This window comes from Nocardia sp. NPDC041819 (assembly GCF_055590505.1).
This window is the reverse complement of the sequence record NZ_JBVJAP010000001.1, coordinates 320510-344891: the sequence shown is the minus strand read 5'-3', so window position 1 is coordinate 344891 and position 24382 is coordinate 320510. Positions and strand designations below refer to the sequence as shown.

Annotated in this window: 26 protein-coding genes; 9 read left to right on the top strand and 17 right to left on the bottom strand. The window is 70.2% G+C overall.

All coding sequences use genetic code 11. The annotated features are described in order from the left end of the window. Positions 1-61 precede the first annotated feature (61 nt). Positions 62-1294: a sensor histidine kinase gene (locus ACZ6DL_RS01600; RefSeq protein ID WP_466048336.1), complete on the bottom strand. Its 1233-nt coding sequence runs from the start codon at positions 1292-1294 to the stop codon at positions 62-64. Between the two features lie 167 nt (positions 1295-1461). Between ACZ6DL_RS01600 and ACZ6DL_RS01595 the strand changes: the two genes are divergently transcribed. Genes ACZ6DL_RS01595 through ACZ6DL_RS01585 form a run of 3 tightly spaced genes read left to right on the top strand, consistent with a single transcriptional unit; the run spans position 1462 to position 4143 of the window. Further along, entirely contained in the window at positions 1462-2253 is a 792-nt protein-coding gene (locus ACZ6DL_RS01595; RefSeq protein ID WP_466048334.1) for a hypothetical protein, read from the top strand. Beyond that, on the top strand, positions 2250-3641 hold the full coding sequence (locus ACZ6DL_RS01590; protein WP_466048332.1) for an alpha/beta-hydrolase family protein: 1392 nt from the start codon (positions 2250-2252) through the stop codon (positions 3639-3641). The genes ACZ6DL_RS01595 and ACZ6DL_RS01590 overlap by 4 nt, the downstream gene beginning before the upstream one ends. Positions 3642-3696: 55 nt before the next feature. Then, positions 3697-4143: an SRPBCC family protein gene (locus ACZ6DL_RS01585; protein ID WP_466048330.1), complete on the top strand. Its 447-nt coding sequence runs from the start codon at positions 3697-3699 to the stop codon at positions 4141-4143. A gap of 31 nt (positions 4144-4174) precedes the next feature. Here the strand turns inward: ACZ6DL_RS01585 and ACZ6DL_RS01580 are convergent, their stop codons facing one another. Beyond that, on the bottom strand, positions 4175-4471 hold the full coding sequence (locus ACZ6DL_RS01580; RefSeq protein WP_466048328.1) for a TetR/AcrR family transcriptional regulator: 297 nt from the start codon (positions 4469-4471) through the stop codon (positions 4175-4177). A 191-nt stretch (positions 4472-4662) separates the two neighbouring features. Between ACZ6DL_RS01580 and ACZ6DL_RS01575 the strand changes: the two genes are divergently transcribed. After that, positions 4663-5553 (top strand): SDR family NAD(P)-dependent oxidoreductase, encoded by an 891-nt coding sequence (locus ACZ6DL_RS01575; RefSeq protein ID WP_466048327.1) that lies wholly within the window; start codon positions 4663-4665, stop codon positions 5551-5553. 66 nt (positions 5554-5619) lie between these two features. Here ACZ6DL_RS01575 and gatA read toward each other — a convergent pair whose 3' ends face one another. Further along, positions 5620-7092: an Asp-tRNA(Asn)/Glu-tRNA(Gln) amidotransferase subunit GatA gene (gene gatA, locus ACZ6DL_RS01570; RefSeq protein WP_466048325.1), complete on the bottom strand. Its 1473-nt coding sequence runs from the start codon at positions 7090-7092 to the stop codon at positions 5620-5622. Beyond that, entirely contained in the window at positions 7089-7388 is a 300-nt protein-coding gene (gene gatC, locus ACZ6DL_RS01565; protein ID WP_040868555.1) for an Asp-tRNA(Asn)/Glu-tRNA(Gln) amidotransferase subunit GatC, read from the bottom strand. Before gatC ends, gatA begins: the two co-directional genes overlap by 4 nt. 311 nt (positions 7389-7699) lie before the next feature. Between gatC and ACZ6DL_RS01560 the strand changes: the two genes are divergently transcribed. Further along, positions 7700-8350: an ACT domain-containing protein gene (locus ACZ6DL_RS01560; RefSeq protein WP_062977055.1), complete on the top strand. Its 651-nt coding sequence runs from the start codon at positions 7700-7702 to the stop codon at positions 8348-8350. A gap of 212 nt (positions 8351-8562) precedes the next feature. Here ACZ6DL_RS01560 and ACZ6DL_RS01555 read toward each other — a convergent pair whose 3' ends face one another. The 3 genes from ACZ6DL_RS01555 to ACZ6DL_RS01545 all read right to left on the bottom strand — a co-directional run bounded on the left by ACZ6DL_RS01555 (position 8563) and on the right by ACZ6DL_RS01545 (position 10920). Next, positions 8563-9096 (bottom strand): GNAT family N-acetyltransferase, encoded by a 534-nt coding sequence (locus ACZ6DL_RS01555; protein WP_466049503.1) that lies wholly within the window; start codon positions 9094-9096, stop codon positions 8563-8565. 235 nt (positions 9097-9331) lie between these two features. Continuing rightward, on the bottom strand, positions 9332-9655 hold the full coding sequence (locus ACZ6DL_RS01550; protein ID WP_393228214.1) for a hypothetical protein: 324 nt from the start codon (positions 9653-9655) through the stop codon (positions 9332-9334). A gap of 20 nt (positions 9656-9675) precedes the next feature. Continuing rightward, positions 9676-10920 (bottom strand): AAA family ATPase, encoded by a 1245-nt coding sequence (locus ACZ6DL_RS01545; protein WP_466048323.1) that lies wholly within the window; start codon positions 10918-10920, stop codon positions 9676-9678. A gap of 24 nt (positions 10921-10944) precedes the next feature. Here ACZ6DL_RS01545 and ACZ6DL_RS01540 point away from each other — a divergent pair, with 24 nt between their 5' ends. Further along, the gene (locus ACZ6DL_RS01540) at positions 10945-11109 is read left to right on the top strand and encodes a hypothetical protein (protein WP_466048321.1); all 165 of its coding nucleotides are present in this window, start codon (positions 10945-10947) and stop codon (positions 11107-11109) included. Between the two features lie 49 nt (positions 11110-11158). On the opposite strand, the gene ACZ6DL_RS01535 is transcribed toward ACZ6DL_RS01540, so the two are convergent. Genes ACZ6DL_RS01535 through ACZ6DL_RS01525 form a run of 3 tightly spaced genes read right to left on the bottom strand, consistent with a single transcriptional unit; the run spans position 11159 to position 13211 of the window. Further along, the gene (locus ACZ6DL_RS01535) at positions 11159-11965 is read right to left on the bottom strand and encodes an SAM-dependent methyltransferase (protein WP_466048319.1); all 807 of its coding nucleotides are present in this window, start codon (positions 11963-11965) and stop codon (positions 11159-11161) included. Between the two features lie 11 nt (positions 11966-11976). Then, positions 11977-12336 carry a DoxX family protein gene (locus ACZ6DL_RS01530; protein ID WP_466048317.1) on the bottom strand — a complete coding sequence of 120 codons (360 nt, stop codon included), beginning with the start codon at positions 12334-12336 and terminating at the stop codon, positions 11977-11979. Continuing rightward, entirely contained in the window at positions 12333-13211 is an 879-nt protein-coding gene (locus ACZ6DL_RS01525) for a hypothetical protein (protein ID WP_466048316.1), read from the bottom strand. Before ACZ6DL_RS01525 ends, ACZ6DL_RS01530 begins: the two co-directional genes overlap by 4 nt. 92 nt (positions 13212-13303) lie before the next feature. Between ACZ6DL_RS01525 and ACZ6DL_RS01520 the strand changes: the two genes are divergently transcribed. Together ACZ6DL_RS01520 and ACZ6DL_RS01515 are read left to right on the top strand one after the other, a co-directional pair. Next, complete coding sequence (locus tag ACZ6DL_RS01520) at positions 13304-13945, top strand: TetR/AcrR family transcriptional regulator (protein ID WP_466048314.1); 642 nt, start codon at positions 13304-13306, stop codon at positions 13943-13945. 229 nt (positions 13946-14174) lie between these two features. Next, on the top strand, positions 14175-14528 hold the full coding sequence (locus tag ACZ6DL_RS01515; RefSeq protein WP_466048313.1) for a hypothetical protein: 354 nt from the start codon (positions 14175-14177) through the stop codon (positions 14526-14528). On the opposite strand, the gene ACZ6DL_RS01510 is transcribed toward ACZ6DL_RS01515, so the two are convergent. The 6 genes from ACZ6DL_RS01510 to ACZ6DL_RS01485 all read right to left on the bottom strand — a co-directional run bounded on the left by ACZ6DL_RS01510 (position 14515) and on the right by ACZ6DL_RS01485 (position 22485). After that, complete coding sequence (locus ACZ6DL_RS01510) at positions 14515-15564, bottom strand: S-adenosylmethionine:tRNA ribosyltransferase-isomerase (RefSeq protein WP_466048311.1); 1050 nt, start codon at positions 15562-15564, stop codon at positions 14515-14517. The genes ACZ6DL_RS01515 and ACZ6DL_RS01510 overlap by 14 nt on opposite strands. After that, on the bottom strand, positions 15561-16256 hold the full coding sequence (locus ACZ6DL_RS01505; protein ID WP_466048309.1) for an SDR family NAD(P)-dependent oxidoreductase: 696 nt from the start codon (positions 16254-16256) through the stop codon (positions 15561-15563). The genes ACZ6DL_RS01510 and ACZ6DL_RS01505 overlap by 4 nt, the downstream gene beginning before the upstream one ends. Positions 16257-16325: 69 nt before the next feature. After that, positions 16326-18440 carry an NAD-dependent DNA ligase LigA gene (gene ligA / locus ACZ6DL_RS01500; RefSeq protein WP_466048307.1) on the bottom strand — a complete coding sequence of 705 codons (2115 nt, stop codon included), beginning with the start codon at positions 18438-18440 and terminating at the stop codon, positions 16326-16328. A gap of 476 nt (positions 18441-18916) precedes the next feature. Then, positions 18917-20002, bottom strand: coding sequence for a methionine synthase (locus tag ACZ6DL_RS01495; protein ID WP_466048305.1), 1086 nt, complete (start codon positions 20000-20002; stop codon positions 18917-18919). A gap of 138 nt (positions 20003-20140) precedes the next feature. Next, positions 20141-21256, bottom strand: a complete 1116-nt coding sequence (mnmA, locus tag ACZ6DL_RS01490) for a tRNA 2-thiouridine(34) synthase MnmA (RefSeq protein WP_466048303.1) — start codon at positions 21254-21256, stop codon at positions 20141-20143. Further along, positions 21256-22485: a cysteine desulfurase family protein gene (locus ACZ6DL_RS01485; RefSeq protein WP_466048301.1), complete on the bottom strand. Its 1230-nt coding sequence runs from the start codon at positions 22483-22485 to the stop codon at positions 21256-21258. Before ACZ6DL_RS01485 ends, mnmA begins: the two co-directional genes overlap by 1 nt. 240 nt (positions 22486-22725) lie before the next feature. Between ACZ6DL_RS01485 and ACZ6DL_RS01480 the strand changes: the two genes are divergently transcribed. Next, a complete protein-coding gene (locus tag ACZ6DL_RS01480) occupies positions 22726-23061 on the top strand; it encodes a hypothetical protein (protein ID WP_357033520.1) in 336 nt (111 codons plus the stop codon). A 295-nt stretch (positions 23062-23356) separates the two neighbouring features. On the opposite strand, the gene ACZ6DL_RS01475 is transcribed toward ACZ6DL_RS01480, so the two are convergent. Next, complete coding sequence (locus tag ACZ6DL_RS01475; RefSeq protein WP_466048299.1) at positions 23357-24379, bottom strand: lysophospholipid acyltransferase family protein; 1023 nt, start codon at positions 24377-24379, stop codon at positions 23357-23359. Between the last annotated feature and the right edge of the window lie 3 nt (positions 24380-24382).

Sequence of the window (24382 nt, the reverse complement as noted above, 5' to 3'; positions counted from 1 at the left end):
GCCGAGCCCGTTCCTGTGTGCCGAGGCAAGGGCACACGATCCCCCGGCGGCAGATCGACACTCAGCGACCTGATTCGCCGTGCGCGGAGACGACGGCATCGACGGCGGCGGCAGTGGCGTCCGGCGCGGTGAGCGGGAAGCGCGCGTGGACTATGAAACCACCGTCCGCCCGCGGCCCCGCCGTCACCTCACCGCCGACTGCCAGGGCTCGCGCCTGCATGCCCGCGATGCCGTGGCCGCCGTTGCCGACCGGCCGGGCGGGCGTCGCTCCCGGGTCGTTCTCGACGTCGAGCAGCAGTTCCGCGCCGTGGGTGATACGCACCTGGACCGGGGCGCCCGGGGCGTGACGGGAAGCGTTGGACAGCGATTCCTGCACGACGCGGTACAGGGCGAGGCCGGTGGTCTCCGCGATCGTCTCCAGCGCGCCGTCGACGGTCCACTCGATGTGGACGCCCGCGCGTCGCGCGCCCTCGAACAGGGCGATCACGTCGGCCGCCTTCGGCTGGGGCGCGTGTTCCGGGAGCTGGCCGTCGCTGCGCAGGACACCGAGCATGCCGCGGATCTCGTTGAGCGCTTCCCGGGCCGTGGCGCCGATGGACTCGAACTCGGCGCGCGCGGCCGGGGTGACGCCCTCGACCCGGTACGGCGCGGTCTGCGCCTGCACCACCACCAGGGACATGTGGTGGGCCACGACGTCGTGCAGATCGCGGGCGATGCGAGCCTTCTCCTCCAGGATGGCCCGGCGGGCCCGCTCGAGCTCGTTGGCCTCCTCCTGGCGCACCAGCTGCCGCCGCGACAGCGCCAGCCAGCGAACGAGCAGGCCGAACAGCACCAGCGCGGCCAGCGCGATCGGCCAGCCCCAAGCGGCGTTCGCGAACGCCTCCCCTTCGCCGGGCATGGTGGTCGCGAACAGCAGGGCCGTCGCCGCCCACGTCACCGCCGCGATCTGCCCCGGGGCGCGCACCGCCACCGCGAGCAGCAGCACCAGCAGGCACAGCACGTGGACGACCTGGAACGGCAGGTCGTTGTTGGGTTGATGCGGAATCGCCAGCGCTATCACCAGCGCGGAGCCCGCCGAGATCGACCAGCCCAGCGCCGGGTTGATCCGTACCAGCAGCACCGGGAACGCGGCGAGCGCGGCGATGAACGGCTGCGCCGCGGTGGGGACGGCGTGGGTCAGGTGCAGTGTCGGCCAAGCCACCGAGTACCAGATCAGCGCGACCAGTACCGTGCCGAGGTCGAACCAGGTCCGCGCGTCCAGCCGTCGCGTCCAGGCGCGACTTTCTCCGTTCATGCCTACGACACTAGGAACTCGCAGTTCACCGCGGCCTCATACCCACGGGTGATTTCCGGCCCGCTACCCCGGTGGGAGACCGTGCGACCGCTCCCCCGGCGGCACGGCACGGGAAACGTCCCCGGGCGTGAGGCGGCCGCCGGAAGCGATTCCCTAACGTCGTCGCCATGAGCACACCGACCAGCGTCGGGCGCGAGACCCGGTCCGCATCGGCCGCAGGAGCCCGAATCCATTCCGCCGCAATCTCATCCGTCACCGCGCAGACGCGACGCTACGCGGCGCTCACCGCGTCGGCGTTGACCACCGTGGCGGCGACGGCGTTTCTCGCCCCCGCTCCGCACGCCGCCGCGGCGGCCGCGCCGATCGAGAGCGCGCAGGCCGGCGCCGCTGTCGCCGAACTGGCCGCGGGCGGCCCCGGCGCGCTCACCGCGATCCCGGCGGATTTCGTCACGTCGTTCGGTTACCGGCCGAGCACGATGGACGGCCTGCTGGTCAATCCGGGCGGCGACTGCTCTTCTCCGGTGACGCTGCCCGCGGAGTTCGATACCGCGTGCAAGGCCCATGACCTCGGCTACGACCTGTTGCGCTATGCCGACCGGCGCGGCGAACCGCTGGGCCCGTGGGCGCGGCAAGCCTTGGACGCGACGCTGGACCGGCAGATGCACCAGGCCTGCGCCGCCCGCGTCGACTCGTTCTCCCGCGCCCGCTGCGATGCGATGGCTTCGATCGCGAACACCGCCGTCGATCTGAACTCGCGCAGGCAGGACTACGGCGCGCCCGTGGTCGAGCCCCTGCTCGGCGCGGCGGCGGACGCGGATTCGACGACGAGTTGGCAGGTACTGGGCGCGCTCGGCGCCGGGATCGCCGGGCTGACGGCGGTTCTCGTGCTGCGCAACCGGCGGCGAGGCCCCGTACCCGCGGCAGCCCTGTCCTACGCCACGGGCGCGGTACAGCCATGACCTGGTCCGTCCTGGCGTTCTCGGATCGCCGCACATGGTTCGCCGCCGGGGTCCGCCGGGTCGCTCCGCCGCGGATCGGCACGACGCTCGGCATCGGGACCGGTGTCCTGGCCTCGCTGGCACCCGGACTGCTTCCTCGCACGCCGAGCGCGCAAGCCGTACTGACCGGGCTCCTCGCGGCACTCGCTCTCGGAGTGGCGGGGATACTGCGGATCACCCTGCGACGCTGCGGATTCGACATCGACGAGCGCCAGGCGTTGGCCCGACTGCCGCTGCTGATCGCGACGGCGGTGCTGGTGGTGGGCGCGACGGCGAACGCAGGGCACTGGCAGAACCGGCTTCGCGCCGCGATGAGCACCCCGCCGATCGGCACGGGCTACTGGGTGCGGTGCGCGCTCGGCGCCGCGTTGATCATCGGACTGTTCGCCTGCGCCACTCGCTCGATCGCCTGGGCAGCGCGGAAACTGGGTTGGGCGCGGGGCGTCTCGCTGGCCGTCGTCGTCGCGGTTCTGCTGTATCTCGTCGGCGTACCCGCGATGCTCGGATGGCGGGAGTCGGTGTACGCGCGGGCCAACGCCGAGCTGGATCCCGCTCTGGTACACCCGGTTTCGTACTCCGGGTCCGGTGGCGCCGAATCCGCGGTGAGCTGGACGTCGCTGGGCGCCGAGGGGCGGAAGTTCGTCAGCGATTCGCCGGTTCGAGCCGTGCGGGTCTACATCGGGGTGGCCTCGGCGCCCGACCTGGACACTCGCGTCGCGCTGGCGATCCGGGAGTTGGAGCGCTCGGGCGGCTTCACGCGCTCCCACCTGGTCGTCACGGTACCCACCGGCTCGGGCTGGATCGACGCGAACGCCGTGGCGGGGTTCGATCAGCGCTTCGACGGCGACGTGGCGCTGGTCGGGTTGCAGTACTCCTATCTGCCGAGCTGGGCGACGTTCGTGTTCGGCCGAGACGCGGCCGTCACCGCCGCACGCACGCTGTTCACCGCCGTGGAACGCCATATCCAGGGACTGGCACACCCCCCGAAGCTGTACCTGTACGGGCAGAGCCTGGGGGCGCTCGGCGGCAATGCCGTCTTCTCCTCCGACGCCGAGCAAGACGGCCGGACCTGCGCGGCGCTATGGGCGGGACCTCCCGCCAACCGCGTCCACCGTGGCGGCGCGACAGTGCTGGCGAACAGCTCCGACCCGGTGATCCACTGGTCGCTCGCGCAGCTGTGGCGCGCGCCCGACCTCACCGGGGCCCGCGTCGACGCCCCGGTTCCGCAGTGGCTTCCGGTGATCAGCTTCGCGCAGACGACCGCCGATCTGCTGGGCGCGTTACACGCTCCGCCGGGCCACGGCCACCGTTACGGCGCCGATCAGGGCACCGCGATGGGTTCCTGCTGAGCCGTTCGGCGCGGCGCCCGCGCGGGACCGTCATAGAACATGTTCTAATTTCCGCATGGCCTTCGTCATCGATCTCGCCGCCGACATCGACGCCCCCGCCGAACTGGTGTGGCAGGTGATCACCGACTTCCCCCGCTACGGCGAGTGGAATCCCTTCGTCACCGAGTGCCGCAGTTCACTGGTGCCCGGCGAGCCGATCGACATGCTCGTCCGGGTCTCCGGGTCGAGCCCGCGCAAGCAGCGGGAATGGATTCGTTCGCACACGCCGGGCCGGGAGCTCAGCTACTCGATGAAGCCGGTGCCTCCCGGCGCACTGCACAGCCTGCGCTCGCACACGGTGACGCCACTCCCGGACGGTCGCACCCGCTACGAGTCGCACTTCGAACTCGGCGGATGGCTGCATCCCGTGGTCGTCGCGCTGCTCGGCAAGAACCTGCGGCGCGGCTTCGAGGGCATGACCGACGGCGTCCAGAAGCAGGCCGAATCGCTGCGGGCCTCCTGAGCGCGATCGGCCGGAAGGCGTCGAAGCGCACTCACGCCCGATAGGCGGCGGCCAATTCGGCATCCTGCTGGATCTCGATGTACATCGCGCGGAGGAAGGATTCGAACCCGGGATCGGTCAGCGCGACGACCGAACCGCGCAGCAGCGGGCGCAGGTCCGCGGCGATGTCGCCGGTGTCGGGTAGCACTAGACCCGTTGAGCCCGAGTCTGATTCGAGCATGGCATCGAATACGACAGCGCCTTTCGACGGCCACCAGCGGTAGATCGTCTGCTTGCCGACCCCCGCGCGGGCCGCGATCGCCTCGATGCTCAACTTCGCGTAGGACACCTCGCGGATCAGCTCGGCTGTCGCGCGAGTATCGCCGCGCGAGCGCGCTCGCTGCGGCGCGCGGCTGTGGGAGTGTCGGGCATGCCGCGACGGTAGCACATAACGAGACGAAACGTATCGTCTTGACAAATGAGACCCGCCTTGGCACGGTATCCAACGAGACGGAGCGTCTCGTGACGAAAGGATCTCCCGTGACCAGAACTTGGTTCATCACCGGCGCAAGCCGGGGACTCGGCCGCGCATTCACCACGGCCGCGCTCGCGCAGGGCGATCGCGTCGTCGCGACCGCGCGGAATACGGACTCCCTCGCGGAACTCGCCGACGCCCGCCTGACCGTGCTGCCCCTGGACGTTCGCGACCGCGAGAGCGTCCTGGCCACCGTGGGCGAAGCGTTCGCGGCGCTGGGCACGATCGATGTGATCGTGAACAACGCGGGCTACGGTCTGGTCGGCGCCGTCGAAGAACTGACCGAAGCGCAGATCCGCGAGCAGATGGACACCAATTTCTTCGGAGCCCTCTGGGTTTCCCAAGCCGCCGTGCCGCACCTGCGGGCGCAGGGCTCCGGGCACATCGTGCAGATCTCCACCGTCGGCGCCGTGGGCAGCCTGCCCCTGTTCGGCCTCTACAACGCGAGCAAGTGGGCCCTGGAGGGATTCAGCGCCGCGCTCGCCGACGAACTGCGCCCTTTCGGCATCCGGGTCACGCTCGCACAGTTGGGCGGCTTCGACACCGAGTGGGCCAAGTCGAGCATGCGGTTCGCCTCGGCGATCCCCGCCTACGCGCAGCTCCGCACCGCCGTCCTCGGCATGCCGGACTATCCGGCACCCACCCAGGGCAGCGCGGACCTGCCGGAGGCGAACGAACCGGTATCCCCCACAGCGGAATCCGCACCGGAAGATGGATCCGAGTGGACCGAAGCTCCGCCCGAAGTCGGCGCGGCAGGCCTGATCGCATTGGTGGACATGCCGAATCCCCCGCTACGCAAGATCATCGGGCCTGGCGCGCATCACATGGTCACGCTCGCATTGGATCAACGCCGCCGCGACTACGCCGAAGACCCCGAGTTCACCTGGCCCGCTTAGCGATCTCGCGGAGCCGCTCGCTCCCGCACAACCCGTGCGGGGATCGAGCGGCTCCCGCGAAGAACGTCAGGCGATCGGGCCGCGGGCGGCCTCGTAGGCCGCGCCCACCCGGTAGAGGCGGTCGTCGGCGAGGGCGGGCGCCATGATCTGGAGGCCGACGGGCATGCCGTCGTCCTTGCTCAGACCGGAGGGGACCGACATCGCGGGATGGCCCGCCAGGTTGGTCGGCAGCGTGCACAGGTCCGACAGGTACATGGCCAGCGGATCGTCGACCTTCTCGCCCAGCTTCCACGGAGTGAACGGGCTGGTCGGCGATACAAGCACGTCGACCTGCTCGTAGGCCTGGTCGAAGTCGCGGGCGATGAGGGTGCGCACCTTGAGCGCTTGGCCGTAGTAGGCGTCGTAGTAGCCCGCCGACAGCGCGTAGGTGCCGATCATGATGCGCCGCTTGACCTCCGGGCCGAACCCGGCCGCGCGCGTGGCCGCCATGACCTGCTCGGCGCTGTGCTGCCCGTCGTCGGCGACGCGCAGGCCGTAGCGCATGGCGTCGAACCGCGCGAGATTGGACGACACCTCCGACGGCATCACCAGGTAGTAGGACGACAGTGCGTACTCGAAGTGCGGGCAGGACACTTCGACCACCTCGGCACCGAGATCCTTCAGCACCGCGACGGCGGCGTCGAAGGAGGCGAGCACGCCGGGCTGGTAGCTGTCGGAGTGCAGTTCTTTCACCACACCGACCTTGACGCCGCGCAGATCGCCCTGCGCTCCCGCGCGGGCGGCGGCCACCACCGGCGGCACCGGCACGTCGCGCGAGGTGGAGTCACGCGGGTCGTATCCGGCGATCACCTCGTGCAGCAGCGCGGTGTCCAGCACCGTCCGGCCGCACGGGCCGCCCTGGTCCAGCGACGACGCGCACGCGACCAGGCCGAATCGCGACACCGTGCCGTAGGTCGGCTTGGTGCCGACGGTGGCGGTGACGGCCGCGGGCTGGCGGATCGACCCGCCGGTGTCGGTGCCGATGGCCAGCGGCGCCTGGTTCGAGGCCAGCGCCGCCGCGGAGCCGCCGCCCGAACCGCCCGGGATGCGGGTCGTGTCCCATGGGTTGCGGGTCGGGCCGTAGGCGGAGTTCTCGGTGGAGGAGCCCATGGCGAACTCGTCCATGTTGGTCTTGCCGAGGATCGGGATGCCCGCCTCGCGCAGCCGCCTGGTGACCGTCGCGTCGTAGGGCGAGACCCAGCCATCGAGGATCTTCGACGCACAGGTGGTCGGCATGTCCGTGGTGGTGAACACGTCCTTGAGCGCCAAGGGAACTCCGGCAAGCGGCGATGCGGGCGCGGCGCCCGAACCGATCGCGGCGTCCACCGCGGCCGCGGCCTCGAGCGCCCGCTCCCCCGCGACGTGCAGGAAGGCGTGGTACTCGCCGTCGACCTCGGCGATCCGGTCCAGGTGCGCTCGGGTGACCTCCACCGACGACAGCTCGCGGCCGTGGATCTTGTCGGCCAGCTCGGCCGCGGACAGCGTGGTCAGGTCCGTCATTCGCCCTCTCCCAGGATCTGCGGCACCATGAACCGCTGCTCTTCCACCGCGGGCGCGCCGGACAGCGCCTCGCGCGGGGTCAGGCCGGGCACCACCTCGTCGGGCCGGGTCACGTTGGTCGCCGGATTCGGCGACGCCGTGGCCGGGACGTCGGCGGCGGTGACCTCGGAGATGGTCCGCACGTGGCTCAGGATCGAATCCAGCTGTCCGGCGAACTGATCCAGTTCGGCATCGGACAGCGCGAGCCGGGACAGCCGGGCGAGGTGTGCGACCTCGTCGCGGGAGATGGCGGGCACCGCGGGACCCCTTTCGGCTTCGGTATCAACTATCGACTGTGCTCAACCCACACAGCCTAGCCACCGGCGACCAGGTCACCATCCGGCACCCGCGCTTCGTCGGCGCGGCGGCGCGGGCGACGCCCGGCAACCCCTTCCCGCCCGCGACACGTCCAATCGGACTAGCCCGACACGCCGCTTTGGCGCGAATTCGCCGAGTGGCGTGCGTCACTGGACGGTCTTCGACTCGATAACCGGCCGTAAGGGGTGTAAGTATTGCGTGACCCGGGTATTCGTTCAGAGCCTCGGCCGCTCTAAGAAAGGAAACGCACGTGTCGTATCTGCTCCGCGTGCAACTTCCGGATCGACCGGGAAGCCTCGGCTCTCTCGCTCTCGCACTCGGCTCCGTCGGCGCCGACATCCTCTCGCTGGATGTGGTCGAGCGCGGCGCCGGCTACGCCGTCGACGATCTGGTCGTCGAGGTGCCCTCAGGAGCGCTCCCCGACACCCTCATCACCGCCGCCGAATCGATCGGCGACGTGCACGTGGACTCGATCCGCCCGTACTCCGGCGTGCTCGACACCCACCGTGAGCTCGAACTCATCGATCAGGTCGCCAGCGCTCGCGACGACCGGATGCAAGTACTGGTGGACGGTGTGCCGCGGGTACTGCGGGTGGGCTGGAGCACGATCATCGACATCGGGCCGCAGGGCGCCTACCGGGTGGTGGGCAGCCCGAGCGCGCCGCAGACGCAAGCGGGTTCGGCGCCGTGGATGCCGCTGGAGAAGCCCTCGGTGCTCGATCCCGAAGCCGACTGGGTGCCGGAGATCTGGCGCGACATGGACACCAAACTGGCCGCCGCTCCGCTCGGCAACACCGGCAAGGTGCTGCTGCTCGGCCGGCCGGGCGGCCCCGACTTCCGGCCGTCCGAGGTGGCCCGGCTGGGTTACCTCTCCGGGATCGTCGCCACCGTCCTCGGCTGATTCCGCGGCGGCGCCGCGGGTTTCGCGCCGCGAGCGCACACCGACGCGAACTCTCGCCGCCTACCTCGTTCCGGTCCCGTCGCGGTGGATGCCACCCGGTCGAGGCGGGGAGGATCGTTCCGCCGGAAAGCACGCCGGGGGCGCAGCCGCTGCCCGACACGGCCGAGCGCTTTCGGCGAACGCCGCCTCCGCGGCCCGGAATCGATAATTCTTCAGACGGATTCGCCGGAAGGGTCGAGCGGTAGCCGCAGCACGTGCAGCAGCTCTCCCGCGCTGGTGCGCCAGTTGCGGCTCGGCACGGGACGGAAGCCGAAGCGGTCGTATATCCGGCGGGCGTCGACCATGGCGGGCATGGTGGTGAGAGCGACCGCGCCGCGGCCTTCCGCGCGAGCCTGATCGATCACCGTGCGTACCAGAGCCGTTCCCGCACCGAGTCCGCGCGCGGACTTCGCGACGGCGAGCATGCGGAACTCCAATTCACCCGGCAGCGCGATCTCCGCGTACGGATTGCCCGCCGGTGCGACCGTGAGCGAACCGACGATCCGGCCCGCGTGCGTGGCGACCAGGATCCGTGCCGAGCCGGCGCGGCGGGCGGTGTCGGCCAGCTCGCCCGCGTACCAGCTGCCCGCCTCCACGAAGCCCTCGCCGACGTAGACCTCCACCGTCAGCTCGCCGACCACGTCGTACTCGTCCGGCCGCGCCTCCCGGACGACGACGCCCGCGTCCCGCACATCCATACCCGGCATGATGCCATCGACCATGACGTGGGCTACGGCACGTCCGTCCTCCTGCGAGGGTGCACGCCACGAGCCCGCGGCGGCACCCAGCCCGTCGACTCCGCGATGCCCGGCATTCCGGACTCGGTGCGTCCGCTTCGTCGCTGCCATACCCGGTCAGGGCGAGAAGGACGGCCGCCGCAGTTCCACCTCGCGCGACCGCGCTCCCCCCGAGTGCGGCGTGACGTCGGTGCGCGGAGGACGCTCAGCCGGACCGCGCGATCTGCCAGCGATCGGGCTTGCCCGGCGGATAGACGACGGGGAGCAGATCGCCGGTCTCCGGCCACGAACTCGTGTCCCACACGAAGCGGCCGTACACGACCTTGCCGGAGACCGAAGGACCGGTCAGGTTCCCGGTGATGGTCACGTACTGCTCGCCGGGAGCATCGGGGCGCGGGCTCACACCGGTGATGTAGAGCGTCCCCTCCTCCGGGTTCGCCGGTTGATAGCCCCGCCTGCCGCGGATCACGAACACGATCAGCGACACGAGCACCGCGGTCAGGGTCACCAGCGCGACGAACTCCAGCATGTCCCCATGCTAGGTGCGCGTCACACCGGGGCGAGCTCGCTGGTGCCCCGGCCGGTGCGCCGGACCTGCCAGACCGACATGCGGGTGCGTTGCGAGCGCCCGTTGCCCCGATCGATCAGCATCCGGTTGTCGGTGGTGAAGATCAGTTGAGCGCCACGGGCATTCGTCTCCGGGTTCTGGAACAGCTGGATCAACCGATCGGTCTCCTCGGCCGACAGGCACGCGCCGATGTCGTCGACGGCGAGCACGCGGCCCGCGTCCAGCGCGTCGAGCATGGCGGGCAGCACCCGCAGCAACGACAGCGTGGCGGAGGATTCGTCGGCGATCCCGAACGGGGTGTCGATGCCGTCGTGCACGAGGTTCAGGCCGACCCCGCGCCGTGCCACCATCCGCGCGTACAGGGCGTCGCGCGCGGCCTTCAGGTTGGTCAGCTCGCGCTCGAGCAGCACGGCGGTCAGGCCGTTGTCGCGCAGCAATTGGTCGGCATAGCCGGGCGAGGTGGCGCACAGGTCGATCTGTTTGCCGAGGCCGGTGATGTCGGCGTCCAGTTCGCGCAGGTAATCGGCGTACAGCGGGTCGGGCTCGGCGACGAGCAGATCGGTGATGCCCAGCTCGGCAGTACGTAGCAGCATCAGCAGCCGCACCGCGTTGTCCGGGGAGCGGGAGATGTGGCTGCCCAGCCGGTGGGCGATGGCGTCGGGTTGGGCGGGACCGCGCTGCACCTCGAGCATGGACTCGAACCATCGGTAGGCGGGCACCAGCGCGTCGGAGTACATCTGGCCGGCGAGGCTGAGCAGCAGGGCGTTCGGACGGACCAGCGGAGCCAGCGCGGTGATCCCGTACCGCGCCGCTTCGAACATCGGGCCGATCTTGATCTGTTCGCCGCTGCGTTCGAACACGATTCGCTTGCGCGAGCGCGGGTGGGTGTGCAGCCATTCGGCCGTCACATCGGCGTTGTCCAGCTGGAAACCATAGGTATACGGCACGCCTTCGGCGACGAACGCCGCCACGAATTCCGAGGGCCGCTCCGGGAATCCGAGATGCGGGGCACGCATCGGACCCGCGTACGGGTCCCACCCCGTCACCGAGTGCAGCACCGCGTCACGCATCTGCCCGAGCGCGTCGATCAGGTTCGTCTTTCCCGCAGCGGCGCCGCCGTGCACAGCGGTTACCGGCACGGCCACCGGCCCGCTCCCCTTGGTCAGCCGCAGCTCCTGCTCATCGGCCAGCGATCTGTGATTGGTCACCTGAAAACTGCGCAGCATGCCGCCATACTTCCGTCCGCTCGCGTGTGGAGCGACATCACCCCGCTGACGCCCGCGATCCGCGCCGCACGCCGCCTCGCGCGAGCAGGCCCCGGGCCGGGCGCACGCACCGCTGTCCGCGCCGGCTCACTTATCGGTGACGACTTCGGCTTGTTCGGGGTCGACACCTCGTTCGAGCCGTCGCTGTAGTGCACGGCGAGCGTTCCTCCGCCGCCGATGGTGCCTGCGGTAGCGATCATCACCGGTGTTCCGGTCGGCTCCCACGCAGCAGTGGATGCGGCTGATAGGTAGTGGCCACAGTGGTGATCGGCGGGTCGAGGGCGCGGTCGGCACGGTGGGCGACGACGCGCACGTAGCCGAGGTACCTACCGCTGTCCTGTTCGAGCGTGCGGATCTCGACGGTGTTCTCCGGCGCGACCGCGAGCTGCCAGTCCAGCCATCGTTGCCAGCCATCGGGCATGGTGTCCGCGGTGTCGACTTCGAGGACGCCGCTGCTTCGCCAGTGCCGCCGCCACCAGGACGCCGAGTGCAGGCAAGCCATGCTCGGCTCCCACCATGGCCGGAGATGATCGGGAAACGGTTCGTCGATTTCCTGGGTCAGGCCCGCGCCTGCGATCGCGATCGTCCCGCCGGGCCGAACATAGGCGGCCAGGTAGTTGGCATAGAGGTCGTCGGTGCCGTAGTAGACGAACGAGTCGATGCTCACGACAGCGTCGAAGAACTCCCCGGCGAACGGTAAGGCGCGCGCGTCGGCGCGGATCGGGAACACATGGTCCGCTACGCCCGCGTCGCGGAAGCGGGCCGCGCGTTCGTCTGGGCTGAACCACAGGTCTGCCGCCCACACCTGCACGCCGAACTCCCGGTGCAGAAACACCGATGACGCCCCTCGCCCGCAGCCGAGATCCAAGACCCGCATACCGGGCCGGAGCTCGAGGGCTTCTGTCAACCATTCGGTGAGCCACAGAGGATTGGCTCCCCCACTGACACCGGACCGCACCCAATCGGGGTGGTAGGCGTTCGAGCGAGGGAAATTGTCGTTGAGCACGATTGGCGTCCTTAATGTGTGAGGCGAATTCCGACCGCCGCGAGCAGCAAAGTCACCACCGACAGGGCAAGGAATACCGCCGGCGCCGCAATGTCACGCTGCCGCATGCGCAGATGCATTCCGAGCGCGGCACAGAAGTAGACGACGAGACCGCCGGCAGCGGCTATCGCGATAGGCGACCACAAGAGCCCGCAGACCAATCCGAGGGCCGCTGCGAGCTTGACCACTCCCAGCATCCACATGTGGCGCACCGGGAAACCGACCCCGGCCACGATACCGACGAGCTTCGGCTGACGTGCGAGGGTAGCCGCCGCGGAACCGGCCACGGCCAACGCCAGCACACCCCCGACAAGCGCTGTCACGATGTTCATTTCAACTCCTGAGTTTGTCGAGCACGGTCCCTGGTGGCGGCCAGCACCGTCACGCCGAGGGCGAAGGGAACCAGCGTCGCCATGAATGGAATGCTGGTGACGAAGGCGATGATCGCGGGAAGCTCATCGACCGACCGGGGCATGACGACGGCGAGTACGGCACCGGCCGACAAAGCGGCCGCCAGCCCGTAGCCGGTCCGAGTGAGGACCACTCCCGCACGCCGAGGCACGGCCGCTTCCGCTGTGACCAGCCGGGACAGCGCCGCTGCCGCCATGTATGCGGTGCAGATGTACGCGAGCTGCACCAGATCCAGCCAGACCAGCGTGTAACCGACGAAGTCCACGGGGCCGTCCAGCCCGCGCAGGTATCGCCAGGCCATCCAATGGGTTTCCTCGACCGCAAGTTGCTGCTGATCGGCGCCCGTGAGCACGATCGCGAATCGAGCCAGCAGGTTCATGCAGAACCCACAGGTACCGACTGCCAAGAGCACGATCGCCCGCACCGCCGTGGCTATCGAATCCGACCGCCGATGTTGTAACAGCAGTCCGACAGCGCCGGTCAGCAGCGCCACAGACATGACGAGCAGCGCGGCGGTGTTCACCATCATGGCCCCGGAGTGGCGGGCCGTGGGACCTCCGGTGAACCCGCAGAGAGCGAACAATCCGATCCCCACCAGCACGAACGTCGTCGCAGCCCGCTCCGTGGCCGGCGCGAGACGCTGCACGAGCACCACCGCGCACAGCACATAGATCACGTGCGAGGCGATGAACAGCGGCGAGGCCCAGGCGGACATCTCCTGCGCCAAGACGAGAACGAGCCCCGTCGGCCAGAGCGCGAGCAGACCGTAGTCGGCTCTCGGTACAGACGAACGCATCACTCCGGCTCCATTTCATTGAACAGTCTGTCTTGTCAAAGAATGAGCTTTAGGCGGACAGTCTGTCAACTGAAAATGGCAGGATGAAGCTCATGACCAAGCGCAAGTACGATCAGGTCGCGCGCGCCGAGGGCGCCGAACAGACCCGGCGGAGAATCCTCGACGCCGTCGCGCAGCGGTTACGTGAGGCCCCCACAGAGCAGCTGAGTCTCGACAAGGTGGCCAGGATCGCCGGCGTGTCCCGCTCCACGATCTACGTTGTTTTCGGCTCTCGCGCAGGACTTTTCGACGCTTTCGTCGCCGATCTGTCCGAGCGGACGGGCATCGGGGAGCTGACCGCCGCGGTCGGAGCCGACGATCCTCGCACCCATCTTCGCGAAGCCATCGCCGCCGCCAGTCGCATGAAGGCGCGCGATCTCGACATCTATCGGGTCCTGCACGCGATGGACCGCCTGGACCCCACCTCGGCCGCGGAAGCCGTGCGCCGCATCGAGGACGATCGACGAGGCGGAGTCGCCCATCTAGCCCAGCGCCTGGCCGCTGCGGGAGTCCTCCGCGACGACGTTTCCGTCGAGTGGGCCATCGACGTCCTCTGGGCGCTGACCAGTTTCGAGAGTCTCGACCTGCTGATCACCGGACGTGGACTCGGCGTGGAGGACGCCGTGGAACGCCTCACCGCCACCGCGGAGCGCACCTTGTGCACGTCGGCGGGGACGACCGAGCGGTTCTCGTGATGGTCGCCTCGACCGGGAAGCGGGCCTTCGACCGGCTCCTCGACCAGCCGTTGCCCGGTGTTCGTGCGTCCCGGCACAACTCGGCACGACGAGCGCCGTGAACGCCCACGGACTCGCGGCAGCCGCACATCGGTCGCCGGGACAAGCCTGGTGATAGCGGGTTAGCATGCCTGCACGCTGCGGTGTTTCGCGGCGTACTGCCGGAATGTTCGATGGGATGAGGGTATCGATGGAACCGACGGTTCGTCGTCTTGTGGTTGGCAGCTCGGTGATCGCAGCGCTCGCGCTCGGCACGCTGGTCGTGGCGCCGGAAGCGGTGGCGGACGCGCCGTGTCCGGAGGGCTCCGCGCGCGTATTCCTGGCCGACAGCACGAACACCTGCCAGGGCAGCGGGACGGTCAGTTACGACCCGCCCGGCGTGGTGTCGAAAGTGTGCTCGACCGCGAGCGCCGACGTGTCCGCCGAAGCGACGTTCAAGAATCGCCGCGGCAAGCTGATCACCCAGAAGCTCGACCTGAGCGGCGGCCGCTGCGGACGATTCGACATCGCGGGTCAGCTGGGCGCCACGGTCACGGTCGGCTGAGTCGACCGCCCGGACCGAACAGCAGCGCGCTGTCGCCGAACTCGTGCCACAGATAGCCGGTGTCCACGGCTGCGGCGTAGGCCGCGGCGACGGTTTCCTCCCCTGCCACCGCGACGAGGAGGTCCAGGTGTGACGCGCCGGGCGCATGCCAGCCTGTGATCAGGCCGTCCACCACCCGGGCCGGGCGATCCACTCCGAGCACCACGTCCGTCCATCCGCGCGAGGCGTGCACCAGGCCCGAGGGGTCGGCGGCGGTTTCCAGCGCCCGCGTCACCGTGGTACCGACCGCGACCACGCGTCCGCCCGCGGCTTTCGTGGCGTTCACCAGCCGCGCCGTGGCGGGCGGCACGACGAACCGCTCGGGGCTCGGCGGTTCCCCCGCCTCCGGCGACGAGACCCCGGTGTGCAGGGTGATCGGCGCGAGAGCGACACCCGCGGCGATCAGATCCAGTACCAGACGCTCTGTGAAAGGGCGTGCCGCACTGGGCATTTCCGCGCTGCCCGGCACCCGGCCGAAGACCGTCGTGTAGTAGGAGGCCGACCATCGTTGTGGCACATACGAATACGTGATCGGTCTGCCGTGCGCGGCCAGTAGCCGAGGCACGTCGGTGGTGACGTCCGCGCTCCAGAGACGTCGTCCGCCGGGCAGCCAGGGCGTGCGCAGCGTCGCCGTGGCGCCCGGTAGTCGCAGCACGGTCCCGGACGAGGGCCGCTGCGCCGGATAGGGAGTGCGCCGCGTCGTCCGCACCTCGATCACCCAGCGGCCGTCGTCCAGCCAGGTGGAGAAGTGCAGCACCACCGGCTCGCCCTCCAGCGCGGCGTCGAGGGCCGACGACATGGTCGCCGAGTTGTTCACCACCACGAGATCGCCGGGACGCAGCCGGTCCGGTAGCTCACGGAACATGCCGTGGGCCAGTTCCCCATCGGCGACGAGCAGGCGGACGTCGTCGCGCGCGATACCCCGCGCCTCGGGAGGGACGGCGGCGTTGCGTTCCGGGGACAGGTCGAAGGACGGCAGGGTGGTGCGCACTGTCATGACGCCCGTCCGGCCATGAAATCCGCTGCGGCATACCGCCCGCTCCTGGGTTTCTCCGCGAGCAGCCGCAGCAGCGCGGGTACCACCGTCGCGGGCTCCGGCCGGTCGGAGATGTCAGCGCCGGGAAACGCCGCCTGATGCATCTCGGTGCGCATGTCACCCGGGTCGAACGCGTAGATCGACAGGTCCGGATGCTCCGCGCCGAGGATGGCGGTGAGCTGGTCGAGCGCCGCCTTCGACGACCCGTATCCACCCCAGTCGGGATACGGCTCCGACGCGGCGTCGGAGCTGATGTTCACCACGGCGCCGCCCGGGCGCAGCAGCGGCAACGTGAACTGCAGAATCGCGAGTGGCGAAAGCACATTCGTGCGAAGTACACGCTCGAATTCCTCGAGCGGATAGTCCGCGAGGCGAGGCAGCGGACTCGGGCCGAGGCGGCTGGCGTTGTTCACGACCAAGCCCAGTTCACCCGCAGCGCGCGCGGCATCCGCCAGCCGTGCGCGATCCGCGGGATCGGTGACGTCACCGGGGATCGCGCGGAACTCCGGTCCGAGTTCGGCGGCCACCAGCGTCAACCGGTCGGCACGACGCGCGGTCCCCAGCACCCGCCACCCCTGTTCGATCAGCGCCCGCGCGAGGGCCGCGCCGAATCCGGCCGACGCGCCGGTGACCAGTGCGGTAGGACGAGACATGATGGACCTCCTGGTTGTCGCCTACCAGTCGATCCTCATACCTCAACGGTACTTCAGGTCAAGCGCCGATCACTCCTCGGCTTCGGCATCCTCCGCGGCCGTCTCCGGCGCGACCGCTACGGGGCCGTCCTCCAGCAGCCGCCGGAACCCCTCCTCGTCGAGGATCGGCACACCGAGTTCCTCCGCTTTGGCGGCCTTGGATCCGGGTGCGTCACCGATCACCACGAACGCGGTCTTCTTCGATACCGAGCTAGCGGCCTTGCCGCCGCGCATCAGGATCGCCTCCTTGGCGCCGTCGCGGGTGAACCCCTGCAACGAGCCGGTCACCACGATGGACAGGCCATCGAGGTTGCGCTCGATGGATTCGTCGCGTTCATCCTCCATCCGCACACCCGCCGCCCGCCATTTCGCCACCACGGCGCGATGCCAGTCCACCGTGAACCACTCCGCCACCGCGGCCGCGATGGTCGGGCCCACGCCGTCGGCCGCGGCCAGTTCTTCTCCCGACGCCTGCTCGATACGGTCCAGGCTGCCGAATTCGGCGGCCAGCGCCCGCGCCGCGGTGGGCCCGACGTGCCGGATGGACAGGCCGACCAGCACCCGCCACAGCGGCCGGTCCTTGGCCACGGCCAGGTTCTCCAGCAGCCGCTTGCCGTTGGCGGAGAGGCTGCCGTTCTTGTTGGCGTAGAGCGAGGTGGTCAGCAGCGCCGCCTCGTCCAGGTCGAAGAGGTCGCCCTCGTCGGTGATGGCGCCGGACTTCAGCAGGTCGATCGCGCCTTCGTACCCGAGGGCCTCGATGTCGAAGGCGCCGCGGCCGGCCACGTGATAGACGCGCTCGCGCAACTGCGCCGGGCAGAACTGCTGGTTCGGGCAGCGGATGTCGGCGTCGCCCTCCTTCTCCGGGCGCAGTTCGGTGCCGCACTCGGGGCAGTGCGTCGGCATGACGAATTCGCGCGCGTCTTCGGGACGCGCGTCCACCACCGGCCCCAGCACCTCGGGGATCACGTCGCCCGCCTTGCGGATGGTGACCGTGTCGCCGATCAGCACGCCCTTGCGCTTGACCTCGGCGGCGTTGTGCAGGGTGGCCATCGCGACCGTGGATCCCGCGACGGACACCGGCTCCATCACCGCGAACGGCGTCACCCGGCCGGTGCGGCCCACGTTCACCTGGATGTTCAGCAGCTTGGTCGTCGCCTCCTCGGGCGGGTACTTGTAGGCGATCGCCCAGCGCGGGGCGCGTGAGGTGGAGCCGAGGCGGCGTTGCAGCGCCGTCTCGTCGACCTTGATCACCTGGCCGTCGATCTCGTGCTCGATGTCGTGCCGGTGCTCGCCCCAGTAGGCGACCCGTTCGATCACCGCGTCGATGCCCTGCACCCGCCTGGTGTGCTCGGACACCGGCAGACCCCACGCGGCGAGCGCGCGGTACGCCTCGTACTGCGAGGTCGGCGTGTAGCCCTCGATCCGGCCGAAGCCGTGGCAGATCATCCGCAGCCTGCGCCGCGCGGTGACCGACGGATCCTTCTGCCGCAGCGACCCGGCCGCGGTGTTGCGCGGGTTGGCGTAGGGCGGCTTGCCCTCGGCCACGATGGCGGCGTTGAGCGTCTCGAAATCCTCCAGCCGGAAGTAGACCTCGCCGCGGACCTCCAGCAACCGCGGGATCGGGAATTCCTCGCTGGGTGCCAGCTCGCCGGGGATGTCATCGATGGTGCGCGCGTTGAGCGTCACGTCTTCGCCGGTGCGTCCGTCGCCTCGGGTGGCGCCGCGGACCAGCCGCCCGTTCTGATAGACCAGGTTCAGCGCGACGCCGTCGATCTTCACCTCGCACAGGTAGTGCAGGTCCGGCCCGGTCTCCGCCTCCACCCGCGCGGCCCAGGCGCGCAGCTCGTCGACGTCGAACACGTTGTCCAGCGACAGCATCCGCTCGAGGTGGTCGACGGCGGTGAAGTCGGTCGCGAAGCCGCCGCCGACGAGCTGGGTCGGCGAATCCGGCGTGCGCAGGTCCGGTTGCTCGTCCTCCATGGCCTGCAACCGCCGCAACATCGCGTCGAACTCGCCGTCGGAGATGATCGGCGCGTCCCGGACGTAGTAGCGGAACTGATGCTCACGCACCTCGTCCGCGAGTCGCTGCCACTCCACCCGCTGCTCTGCCGACGCCGGGGCCGCCGCGCTGTCGCTGTCACTCACCCAACGCACATTAGCGGAGGGCACCGACAGCACATCGCCGTGTTCGCGCACGTCGCCGCACCGCAGGACACGAATTCCGGCCGGTCCGTTTTCCACATCGGAGCACCGTGTCCCGAGGTGTCATCCCGGCGAGCAGAGCGAACCCGGCGATCAGCATGGCGCTCGCCCCGGCGATTTGAAAGCCCTGCGCCGCTCTGAACGCCCCTTCGCGTGCAGCGCTGTCGCAGTAATCCATGAGCCCGTCGGTGAAGAGTACATATCCACCCAGGTAGATGGCCGGACCGAGCAGAACCGAGCCGACGGTATAGATCATCGCGAGGACGACCGGGCGTTCCAGACGCTGCACCCTACCCACCGTAGTTCGGCACCAGCGCCGGCGATCCAACGAACAGTGCCTCCCCACGACCGAGCTGGTTGCCGCCGCGAGAGTGATCGGCTGGACGACGATCCGCGCCCTCGCACCGCGACCGAGAACGTCAGGAGAACGAAAGCTCCTCCGGCTCTTCGGCATACGCGCGCGCGATATCCGCGGACAAACGCAGCGCTCGCCTGCTCCACTCCAGCGGCACGCCCGCCAGACCGCATGCCGGGCTCACCGCGACCCGTTCGGCCAGCGTACGGCGGCCGAAGCCGAGCCGGTCGATCAGCCGCACACCAGGTTCGGCGAAGGTCCGCCAGGTGACCGCCGTGGCAGGCGCTTCGGTCGGGATGACGCCGAGCATCAGTTGCTTGCCCGCTTCCAGTGCCTCCCCGACATCGTCGAGCTGCTCGGCGCCGATCATGCTCAGGTCGAAACCGATCGCGTCGGCGGCGCTGCGGCGCAACAGTCCCAGCGCGGGCGGCTCTGCGCAGCTGTGCACCAGCACCGGCGCGGACTGGGCGGCGATCACCGTGTCGAGCAGGGCCAGCGCTTCCGGCTCGGGCAGTGCGCGCACGGTGTTCAGCACGCTCGCCCCGCGCAGCGAGCCGTCCAGCACCGCCGACAGCGACGGTTCGTCCAACTGCAAGACAACCTGCGCGCCGAGCCGCTTGCGCACCTCAGCCACGTGCTGCGCCAGCCCCTCGGCCAAGGATTCCGCGAGGTCACGCACCGCGCCGGAATCGGTGAGCACGCGATGACCGCCGGGCAGCTCGACCTGCGCGGCCAACGTCAGCGGTCCCGCCGCCTGCACCTTCACCGGACGGCCGCGGCCGGACAGACCGGCGTTCTCCCACGCTTCCTCGAGCGCGTCCAGATCGGTGCGCAGCAGGTCATGGGCCCGCCGCGAGACCGCACCCGGGCGTGGCGCGAGCCGGTAGCCCCTGGGCGTGGTGTCGAATCGCAGGTCCACCAGCAGCGCGGAGGCCCGGCCGATCAGGTCCGCGCCCGCGCCGCGAGCGGGCAATTCCACCAGGTGCGGCAGTTCGCCGAGTTCACCGACGATCGTCGCGGCGGCCTCGCGCGGGTCGGTGCCCGGCCAGGAGCCGACACCGGTGGCGATTCCGCCCCGCAGCCGCACCGGCTCGGTCGCCACGTCCGCCCCGCCGTCTCGCGTCACGTCATCCGTGCCGGTGTCGTCCACTGTCGCCGTACTCCGTCCGTTCGATTCCGCCATTCCGGGATTCCGTCGTCCGCAACAGCTACAGGGCCTTTCGGTCCCCACACCACAAGGGGCGGCGAGGGAGAAGACGACGCCGGAGACCGCGCCGGGCGGGCCGGATCACCGCGCCGCCTCGGCCCCCGTTTCGCTAGCGACAGGTTCCCGCACGGTACCGGAGATGGTCCCACTGCCGATCACCTCGTCGCCCTGCGGGTCCGGACGGTAGAGCACCACCGCCTGGCCACGCGCGACGCCGGTCAGCGGCTCACGCAGCCGCACGATCAGTCCGTCATCGACCGACTCGGCGACCGCGGGCGCGGTGCCGCCGTGCGCGCGTACCTGCGCCACGCACTCGATCGGGCCCGCGGGCGCGGAACCGGAGGTCCATATCGCGCGCTCCGCCTCGATCGTCCGGACCCGCAGGTCCTCGGCCGAGCCGACGTGCACCGTGCCGGAATCGGGATCGATGCCGGTGACGTATCGCGGTTTGCCGTCGGCGGCCGGACCCGGCAATCCCAATCCCTTGCGCTGGCCGATGGTGAATCCGTGCACGCCTTCGTGCCGCGCGAGCACCTGACCGTCGGCGTCGACGACCGCGCCGGGCCGGATGCCGATCTTCGCGCCGAGGAACGCGCGGGTGTCGCCGGAGGGGATGAAGCAGATGTCGTGGCTGTCCGGCTTGTTCGCGACGGCCAGGCCGCGCTCGGCCGCCTCGGCGCGAATCCCCGGCTTGGGGGTGTCGCCCACCGGGAACATCGCGCGCGAAAGCTGCTGCGCGGTCAGCACCGCCAGCACATAGGACTGGTCCTTGTCGGCGTCGACGGCGCGGCGCAGCACGCCGTCCTCGAGCCGTGCGTAGTGCCCGGTGACCACGGCGTCGAAGCCGAGCGCCACCGCGCGGTCGGCCAGCGCGGAGAACTTGATCTTCTCGTTGCAGCGCAGGCACGGATTGGGCGTCTCACCCGCCGCGTAGGCCGCGACGAAATCATCGATGACGTCTTCCTTGAAGCGGTCGGCGAAATCCCAGACGTAGAAAGGGATGCCCAGCACGTCGGCGGCACGCCGGGCGTCACCGGCGTCCTCCTTCGAGCAACAGCCGCGCGATCCGGTTCGCAGCGTGCCCGGTGTCGCCGACAGCGCCAGATGCACGCCGACCACCTCGTGACCGGCGTCGACGGCACGCGCCGCCGCCACGGCCGAATCCACACCACCGCTCATCGCGGCGAGTACCCGCATCAGACACCTCCTTTCGCACCGGCCAGGCCCGCGGCCTTGGCCCGCTCCACCACCTGCGGTAATACTTTCAGCACGGCGTCCACGTCGGCGCGCGTCGAGGTGTGCCCCAACGAGAAGCGCAGCGAGCCGCGCGCCTGCCACGGCTCGACGCCCATGGCGATCAGCACGTGACTGGGCGTGGCGACGCCCGCGGTGCACGCCGAACCGGTCGAGCATTCGATCCCCGCCGCGTCCAGCAGCATCAGCAGCGAATCCCCTTCGCAGCCGGGAAATGTGACGTGCACGTTGCCGGGCAGACGCCGTTCGTCCGCCGGGCCGTTGAGCACCGCGTCGGGCGCTGTGGCGCGGATCCCGTCGATCAACGCCTCCCGCAAGGCGACGAGTTCGGCCGTGCGGACGGGCAGTTCGACCGCGGTCTGGCGCAGCGCCGCGGCCAGCCCGATCGCGGCCGCGGTGTCCGAGGTCCCCGACCGCAGGTCGCGCTCGTGGCCGCCGCCGTGCAGCAGCGGCACGCACGGCACCTGCCTGCCGAGCAGCAGCAGCCCGGCGCCGTGCGGCCCGCCCACCTTGTGCCCGGCGAAGCTCGCCGCGGAGAGGCCGCTCGCGCCGAAGTCGATGGGCAGCTGCGCCGCCGCCTGCACCGCGTCGCTGTGCATCGGCACGCCGAATTCCGCTGCCACGGCGGCCAACTCGGTGATCGGCTGGATGGCGCCGACCTCGTTGTTCGCCCACATGACGGTGACCAGCGCGACGTCGTCGGGATGCGCGGCGAACGCGGAGCGCAGCGCGGCGGGCGTGACCATCCCTTCCGCGTCCACCGGGAGCCAGGTGACCTCGGCGCCCTCGTGCCGCTCCAGCCACTCCACCGCATCGATCACCGCGTGGTGCTCGATCGAACTGGCGATGATCCGGTTGCGGCGCGGATCGGCGTCGCGGCGCGCCCAGAAGATCCCCTTCACCGCCAGGTTGTCGCTCTCGGTGCCGCCGGAGGTGAAGATGACCTCCGAGGGCCGGGCGCCCAGGTCGGCGGCGATCGATTCGCGCGCCTCTTCGAGCAGCCGCCGGGCGGCGCGCCCAGAGCCGTGCAGGGATGAGGCGTTGCCCGTGGTGCGCAGGGCAGCCGTCATCGCCTCGATGGCCGCGGGCAGCATCGGTGTGGTGGCCGCGTGATCGAGGTAGACCGTGTGGGGCGCAGCACCGTTGACCGGACCCGAAAAAGCCGACTTCATGACCAGTTAAGGATAGCCGTCACGGTGAGCCGGTTATTCCCCCCTGCTCGCGCGCCCGCGCGGGGCCGCGAAAGCCATGTGACCGGCCGGATCTCAGGGTTCTCACCTATTGAATGTACCGCTGAATAGCGGTACGTTGTTCAACGTATTGATCGCCGGTCGGTCCGTTCGCAAGCCGGATCCAGGACCGGGACGCCGGGCGGTCGACTACCGGACGAATCGATCAGTGAGGAAGTTCCGATGGACCCACGCACCCATGGACGTACGCGACGTGTACTGGCACGCGCCGCCGCCGCGTCCGTACTCGCCCTGATGCCGCTCACCGCCGTCGCGGTGCCCGCGCTCGCCGACCCGATCGTGCTCGAGCCCGCCGACCAGGTCGACGCGGCCCACGGCCGCCCCGGGCACGGCCACGGCGGTCACCGTCACGACGGCTGGAACAACGGACGGCACAACGACTGGGACCGTGGACGTCACGACGACTGGTTCCGCGGCCGCGACCGCCACGACGACTGGGACCACGGCAGGCCCGGTTGGCACAACGGCTTCCGCCCGCCGACCGGAAGCGGCTTCTGAGTTCTCCCACTGTTGCCGGGGCGGGCCGATGTCGGCTCGCCCCGGAACTGTGTGGATACGGCTCCACCGTGTGTCTCGGTAATGGCGTAGCCCGGACGCAGGGGCCGTAGTCCGCTGGTAGCCGCTCCGGGCCTCCCGCGTGTGACCGCGGCGCGGCACATGCGGGTGAGCACGGCGCGGCACCGGTACATCCGGATGGGCGCGGGTGCGGGCCCCGGCTCGGAGAGCAGCGGCAGTGTCTCAGGAAGAGCGATGTCGCGGACCAGGGCGTCTCGGCCATCGAGCTGCCGAGTCGCTACCGCGCGGCGGCGGCGCTCCGGCGGCCGCGCAGCATCGCGCGGCGTGGCCTGCGTACCTCGGGGGCGTCGGCCGCGAGCGACGGGTCCTGCACCCGCGTGTGCCCGGCCTCGATCCACTCCGTGGCTTCGACCGCCCCACGGCGCGACACCGCGGTCCCGCGGACGACAGCCTCGCAGCGGCGGGCCAGCTCGCGCCGGTCCGTGCCGGGTTCCAGCACCGGTTCCAGCACCACCTCGGCGACCATCCCGCGCGAGCGCAGCACCCGCCGCGCGGAGGAGGCGAAGGTGTCGGCGCCGACGAACGCGGGCACCGTGCACGGCACGCCGCGCCGGTCCAGGTACCGCAATCGCACCGGCTGCACGGGCGTGCCGGTGTCCACGGCCGCCTGGAACAGCGCGGAACGCATGGTGCCGTAGGCGCGGCCGCACCAGGTGGTGCCCTCGGGGAAGACGCCGATCCGCTCGCCCGCGGCCAGTCGCGCTCCTACCGCGGCCACTACGCCGGGCAGCTGCCGGAGGCTCTCGCGCTCGATCGGGATCACCCGCATCAGTTCGGCGAGCTTGCCGATCAGCGGCCAGTCCACCATGTCCGCGCGGGCCACGAAGCCGAGTGGCTGCACCGAGGCCAGCGCGACGATGTCGGTCCAGCCGATGTGCCCGGTGACGACCAGCACGCCATGGCCCGCCGTCCCGAAGCCCGGGGGTGTGAGCGCGGCGTCGCCCTCATCGACGACACCGCGCTCGTTCACGACCCCTCGGTTGTCGACGATCCGAAGTCGCATGCCCAGGCAACCGAGCAGTAGGCGAGCGTAGCCGCGCTGCAACGGCACGCGCTTGCCCCGTGGTGTCACCGCGTTCGCGAACGGGAAGCTGAGCAGCAGTCCGGCGACCCCGGCCAACCGGGCGGCCACCCGCGCCGGTCCAACCCCGTCGATCGAATCCAGGCAGCCGGGCCCACAGGGGCTCGACGGCATCCAAGCGTGTGCGGTGGACATCGCGGGCGGCGCGTCGAAAACCACGGT